General features: G+C 62.0%; 6 protein-coding genes. 4 read left to right on the top strand and 2 right to left on the bottom strand.

The window, feature by feature from the left end:
• The first annotated feature begins 422 nt into the window (after window positions 1-422).
• Together AC0B44_RS20700 and AC0B44_RS20695 are read left to right on the top strand one after the other, a co-directional pair.
• Window positions 423-872 (top strand): hypothetical protein, encoded by a 450-nt coding sequence (locus AC0B44_RS20700; RefSeq protein ID WP_132476972.1) that lies wholly within the window; start codon window positions 423-425, stop codon window positions 870-872.
• A 158-nt stretch (window positions 873-1,030) separates the two neighbouring features.
• Window positions 1,031-1,255: a hypothetical protein gene (locus AC0B44_RS20695; RefSeq protein WP_059384860.1), complete on the top strand. Its 225-nt coding sequence runs from the start codon at window positions 1,031-1,033 to the stop codon at window positions 1,253-1,255.
• Between the two features lie 68 nt (window positions 1,256-1,323).
• Here AC0B44_RS20695 and AC0B44_RS20690 read toward each other — a convergent pair.
• Together AC0B44_RS20690 and AC0B44_RS20685 are read right to left on the bottom strand one after the other, a co-directional pair.
• A protein-coding gene (locus AC0B44_RS20690) for an IS3 family transposase (RefSeq protein ID WP_471904624.1) occupies window positions 1,324-2,744 on the bottom strand; the annotation gives its coding sequence in 2 pieces (ribosomal slippage) (window positions 1,324-2,381 and window positions 2,381-2,744; 1,422 coding nt in all).
• Between the two features lie 243 nt (window positions 2,745-2,987).
• On the bottom strand, window positions 2,988-4,028 hold the full coding sequence (locus AC0B44_RS20685) for a pentapeptide repeat-containing protein (protein WP_471904623.1): 1,041 nt from the start codon (window positions 4,026-4,028) through the stop codon (window positions 2,988-2,990).
• 215 nt (window positions 4,029-4,243) lie between these two features.
• On the opposite strand from AC0B44_RS20685, the gene AC0B44_RS20680 reads away from it, so the two are divergent.
• Complete coding sequence (locus AC0B44_RS20680) at window positions 4,244-5,026, top strand: hypothetical protein (RefSeq protein WP_283481432.1); 783 nt, start codon at window positions 4,244-4,246, stop codon at window positions 5,024-5,026.
• A 257-nt stretch (window positions 5,027-5,283) separates the two neighbouring features.
• On the top strand, window positions 5,284-6,093 hold the full coding sequence (locus tag AC0B44_RS20675; protein ID WP_471904622.1) for a hypothetical protein: 810 nt from the start codon (window positions 5,284-5,286) through the stop codon (window positions 6,091-6,093).
• Window positions 6,094-6,284: the final 191 nt, after the last annotated feature.

The following is a 6,284-nucleotide window of genomic DNA, read 5'->3' as shown; positions in this document are numbered from 1 at the left end:
AAGCTCACCCCGATCGAGTTTGAGACAATCAACCAAGTCGCATACGCGGCCTGAACCGCTCAACCCCACGAGTCAACTGAAGTGGGGGCAGTCCCGACCATTGTCGATGGTGGAAATGCGGCTCAGAACATCAAAACTGCAAGGACCGTGAAAGTGGTATCAGCAGTTTCTTGTACGCCTGGACAGTACTTTCGCTGGATGACGATCGGAACCGGGGAGTACACCTTCCCGAATGGGCAAACCGATCGCAAGGCCGCGTACATGGACAATCCGCCGGGTGGTGAATTGACCTGTCAAGACAACTGAGCTGCATTCTCACCTCAACAACCTTGGCCTTGATGTCGGTGCTAGTAGGTTGTTCGACTTCGGTTCCTGATCGCGGATCCCTCGACGGACCGGCACCGTCCTCCGCTCAGGAACCGTTGGAGCAGTTGCCCCGGGCTTCAATCGGGTCGAGTGAAATCCCGCTGCTGGCCGCGTCCTGGCCGGACCGACTCGGCGGCGGCAGCTTCGAACCGGATTTGCCTGTTCAGTGGAACCAAGTCGATGCCGGCGTGTTCGATCTCGATGTCCACACCGATCTTGCACCGTGGGCAGTGATCGTTCAGCGGTTCAGCTCCGTAGGTCCTGACGGTGCGCCGAACGAAATGGAGGCCAACTTCCTACAGTGTTCCGAGGGGCCACCGGCGATGGCCCACTCGGAACACAGTTGCACGTATGCCAAAGGCGAAGGAGGAGTGCGCATACGTGTCGACGCCGATGACTTTCCGTATGTGGTTGTTGCAGTGAACTGGGTAGACCCCGATCAGCAAGACCTAGAAATTGCGGACGCGCCAACCACATCGTGGGGACTCCAGGTCCTCACTCAATGAGTGATCTCAGCCGGGTGGTAGATGAAGAATCCAGTACATCTACCACCCGGCCGGGTAAGTAGATAGTTCGGCGCGGCGGCAGAGGCGTAATGGCGAAATCAATCGACACTGACACTTCACGGCATGTCCGTGTATGCACAAGCCGTATCATTCAGGCAATGAGCACGAACCACGCGTATGAGGTCTACACCCTCGAACTTGGTCCGTACAGCACCCTTACTGAGCTACACCGCGAGTTGTCCAACCAAGCAGCCACCTTCGCAAATGAAGTGTGCGTGAGTGAGGGGGCGGTAGTGATCTCGATCTCGCATTCAATTGTCGAGGCCGAAGGGAAGTGGGTTGCTTCGGTTGCAGTAACCACGGACCTGGACATCGATAACTGAGCAGCGAATGATCCGCGTCGCCGGTCCAGCCGTTCGGAATGTGTCAAGCGGTTTGAGTCCAGTGGGTGTCAGGCGGCTATCGTGTCGTCCTCCACTGTGGTCTCGGGATCGTCGGCTGGCCGGTTGATATAGACGGTGTCGGACAGGTCGAGGATCTTCGGCGCGGTGGTGGTGCCGAAGCGGTGCGGATGCCGGGCACGGGCGGCATCGAGTACCTGCCGGCGTTCGGCGGCCTTGCCGGCGGCCAGACCGAAGTGGACATCGGCGGGCGTGTGCAACCCGATTCCGGTGTGGCGATGTTCGTGGTTGTACCATTCGGTGAAGCTGATCATGAATTCCCTTGCCTGACTGAGTGATCCGAACCGATCAGGAAACCCTGGCCCGTACTTGAGGGTCTTGAACACCGATTCGGAATACGGATTGTCGTTCGAAACCCGCGGCCGCGAATGCGAACGGGTGACCTCGAGATCGGCCAGCAACGTGGCGACGGACTTGCTGGTCATCGACGTACCACGGTCAGCGTGCACGACCTGCGGAATGCCGTGTACGGCAAAGATCTGCTCCATCAACTCCCGCGCCAGCACACCCGATTCGTGCGCGTGAACATGGACTCCGACGATGTACCGCGAGTAGATGTCGATCATCACGTACGCATCGAAGTAGCGGCCCTTCTCCGGCCCGGCAAGCTTCGTGATGTCCCACGAGTACACCTGCCGCGGCGCGGTCGCGACCAACTCCGGGCAGGTCCTCGCCGGATGCCGCGCAAGCCGGCGACGCTCGCTGACCTGCGCGTTCTCCCGCAACACCCGGTACATCGTGGACACCGAGCACAGGTAGATGCCCTCGTCGAGCAGCTGCGCATACACCTCGAGCGGCGCCTGATCGACAAACCGATCACTATCGAGCACCTCGAGGATGCGGCGGCGTTCGATCGGCGTGAGCTTGTTCGCCGGCTCGACCGGCGGAGCCGACATCACCGGCGGGGTCGGTGTGGTGGCTGCGGTGCGCCGCCGGACCGCGGTCGAGCGGACCACACCGGTCAGCGTGCTGGTCGTCCTCGTCGACACCCCGGCTTCGGTCAGTTCGGTCCACGCTACGGTCAGCGCTTGTTGGGCTTGTCGCCGAAATCCGCTCTCTCGGAGAGAGAGTCCAAGAGAGCGTGCGCTTTTCCCATGATGTCCAAGGCGGCCTCGGTGGTGGTCAACCGCTTGTTCGCCCGGGCGAGCTCTTGCTTGAGGCGGGCGATCTCGGCCTGCTCGGCGGTGAGCTTGCCGATCTTCGCGCCGGGCTGCTTGCCGTCGAGGACCCCGGCGTCGCGTTGTTTGCGCCACTCGCTGATCAGCGACGAGTACAGGCCTTCACGGCGTAGGTATGCCCCGCCCTCGTTCGTCTCGCAGGCCTGTTCGTACGCGGCCAGGTGGGAGAGCTTGTCGGCGGGGCTGAACACGCGCCGGCGGGGTCCGTCGGCGCGGGGGTGAGTGGAGGCCATGCGGTCATTGTCCTCGACCGCTGTAGGGGTGGACATCGTCATCGTTGGGTGGACATCGTCATCGTTGGGTTGATCCGTATCTCGCCCTGCAGGCGGGGTTGCTGTGAACCAGTGGACTCAGCTCATGCTGACACGCAGGGCACACCGGGACATGCCATCACCCCAGCTCACAGCACACAGGCTTTCAACGGGTGCAGTACACCGCACAAAATCCGTTGTTGGGGATGTTGCCTTGATCCTCGGCTATGACCCCGTAGCACCAGAACTTGCCGAAGATGAAGCGTCCGTCACGTGACTACGAGGTGGCGTGATCTCCTGCGCGCCCGGCGGGAGTCCGAAGCTGGGCGTGGGCCACCTCGTCTTGGCGTCGTACTTGACCCCATCGAGAATCGCCCCTTTCACGGAAGCTCCACTCAAATCCGCACCGCACAGGTCGGCTTTCCTCAGATCTGCTCCGTCAAGGCACGACTGGGTCAGGTCGACATCGAACAAATCACTCCTTGTGAGGATCGCCCTCTTCAGGTCCATCCGATCGAAGTACGAGCGTTCGAGGTCAACCCCATGCAGGTCCAATTGCAACCCGTGACCGGCCCATGCGCCCTTCTCTGTCTCGATCCCGTCGCGGTTCTTACCCCCGAGAAAAAGATGGATTCGGAACTGGGAGATGATCGCTTCGTTTACTACTCGTTCGCCGGACCTGTGCTCTTCAGTACCCGTCTTGTGTGTGTTCTGGCGGAGATACGCGCACAGGGTGTCCGTGATCGTTTCGCATTCTGCCTGCACCCGGGCGGTGAGGACTCCTACCCGCTTTCGGCGGTCGTGATGCCGAAGCCAATCGCCGGCCAGCCCCACGAAGGCATACACCCCCGCTACCCGGATCATGAAGTTCCCCTGATCAGCGAGTTGCTTCGCTGCCCCCTCGAATCTGCTCCAGAGCTCTTTCTCCGCATCCTCCGTCCGTGTCTTGTCTGCGTTGAGTGCTTGGGCCTTTGCCAGCCGCGCACCACCAGCCGATGCGATCGCGGCCGCCACGATCGCCCCCAGCGGGGCAAGGACCCCACCGTAGCGGCCGGCAAGCCAATCCCACTTGAGCCCGGCGACAAAGAGTGCGATCAACGCTAATGCCGCGACCAGGGCCGTACCGACCGATACGCGGAACCACAGCCGCAAGCCGTCACTAGCCGCGTCAAACGGCGGCTTCGTCCGCGTACGCCACAGCGCCCAGGCAGCGAGAGCGCACCCCACCACCGCAATGAACCCAATGATTCCTTCGGTCGTGTTCACACTGGGATCTTGCACCACTGCGGGCCGAACTCGGCTCGTCAGCGGAGTCCCAAGAAGCGACTACCGACAAGAACAACCGGCCTCACCGAGGACGACGCCGCAACAATCGCCGCCCTCGGTATCAACATCTACTGCCCCGAATACAAAGCCGGCTGGGAACGCTGAACACGCCCCGACCAGCAACTTCGGTCAGAGCACCCGCATACGCTCCCTACGTGACCACAACCCCCACACAAGAAGCCGCCAACGAGGCCGGACGAGTCGCGACATCTCGCTTACTCGGCACGCTCGGACCGATCGAACACAAACGAACCACCGCCGGCTACCCTATCCACCCGCACAGCAGCCTCGCCCTCGACCACCAGCGGATGCCCGGCCTACAGGTAGGACACAGCGTCGACCGTGCGCTCCACCACTCGCTGGACTGTCTGTGGGGCCTCGACCAACTACTCAAGAAGACCGGTCCCCAGCACTACGCCCCCTACCTACTCATTCGCGGCGCGCTCGAATCGGTGGCAACGGCCGTCTGGCTACTCGACCCCGACGACCGCACCACACGCCTCCAACGCCGCGTCGCCATCGCGGTCGACAATGAGAAAGAAGCATCCAAAGCCATCGCCGCCGCTGGGCTCAGCGACGACCACGACCCCGACCGCTGGGAAACCGGCATGAGCGCGCTACTCGACAGGGCCGGTCTCTCGCTGAAGGACTGCCGGTGGCAGGGATACGGCGCCATCGTCCGAGACATCGACGACGCCCCGAACACCGTAAAGTCCACCGAACTTGCCTGGCGGGCCTGCTCGGGAATGTCACACGGCAAACTCTGGTCCTTCCAGATGTTCGCCGCCGAGTCCAACCGCCGCGACATCGGCAACGGAACCATCCAAGCCGACTACACACCGAGCTACCACAGCCTCGCCACCGTCCTCGACATCGTCGTACAGACCGTCCACCGCGCCGACTCCCTCTACGACACCCGCCGACAAGCCATCCTTTGAAGACCTTCCCCATCCCCGCCGATGTCGCCGGCCGAGGCTCCGCGGGCCGGCAAGTTCGACCTATTACGTCAGTACGCCGAGCACACCGGCACACATCCCCGGGCAACCGACACACAACCCCGCCGTGCTCCAGCAGCCCCCCGAAGACTGAATGAAGGGCACGGCCTCAGGATGACGTCGGCCCAGAAAATTGGCCCGACTTGCTGCGGCCCTAAGATACGACAACTCACCCCGACGACGACTAAGCAGGAGACCACGTGGCCCGTCACCCTTTTCAGGACTCATTGGACAACCTGGTCTCGTACCTCTCCGACGCACAGAACATCCTCGAGACCATCCGACTGAAAAACGCGGATCTGGCAAACCGGCGAGTCAGCCAGGGCAACAAAACCGGTGCCGGCGCACCCCCCGGCCATCAGCGCTCCCTCAACCGGGCAGTCGTCGTCGCAGCAGTGGGGGCCACAGAAGCATTCTTCGAGGATCTCGCGATCGCCGCGGCCAACGCCATTCCTGCACTAAAACCCCCCAGCGATTGGTACCAGATCGACGGGACCCGTGGGATGGTCCAAACACCCAGCCCCTACAACGTCGCCAAGATGCTCTGGACGCTGTACCGGTACGACCCGCGGCCCGACTGGGACATCGTTGTAACGACGAGCCCGGCCGAGTCCAACAACGGAAACGGCAGCAACTGGCGCATCGACCGGACAAGCTACCAAGGCACAGACGCCGCGGACTTCTTCACCGCAATGGTCAAAGTCCGTCACGGCTTCGCCCACCAGGATGGTGCCGAAACTCCGCCACATCGGGCCGGGATCGTCAACGTGACACCCAGCGGCAAAATCTCAATCCAATCCCACCACGCCGAGAACTCCATCTCCGCAGTCCTACAGATGGCCATCCAATCGACGATCGGCCTCAGCAATGCCCTCGGCATGACCGGAAACTTCCGATGGAAGACGAAAATGACCGAAGCTGGATGGGCCGACATCCTCACCAACACCCCTGTCGCAGCCATTATCACCACATCAGGGGACTGGTCCCACCACCCCTGGCTCGGCCCATAACAGACACCTACCGCAGTGTTGACCGCCGACGCCACACCACACTGTCTGGCCAAACGATCGCCCTGTTCAGAAACAGCTTTCGAGTAGGGAAACTGATGTCCCTCGTGTCGTCTGGTTGCTCTACCGCAGCGCCGCGCGCTGGGCGGGTTCCTGGTTCCCTCGGGTCGTGGATGAGCGCATCGACCACAGGA

It is taken from the genome of Rhodococcus sp. NPDC019050, assembly GCF_055664235.1.
Note: the sequence above shows the minus strand (reverse complement) of the source record. Positions and strands in the feature narration are given on the sequence as shown.

Excerpts from the sequence above, each read along its gene's own strand:
- AC0B44_RS20695 (WP_059384860.1), top strand. The coding sequence starts at position 1,031 with ATGAGCACGAACCACGCGTATGAGGTCTACACCCTCGAACTTGGTCCG.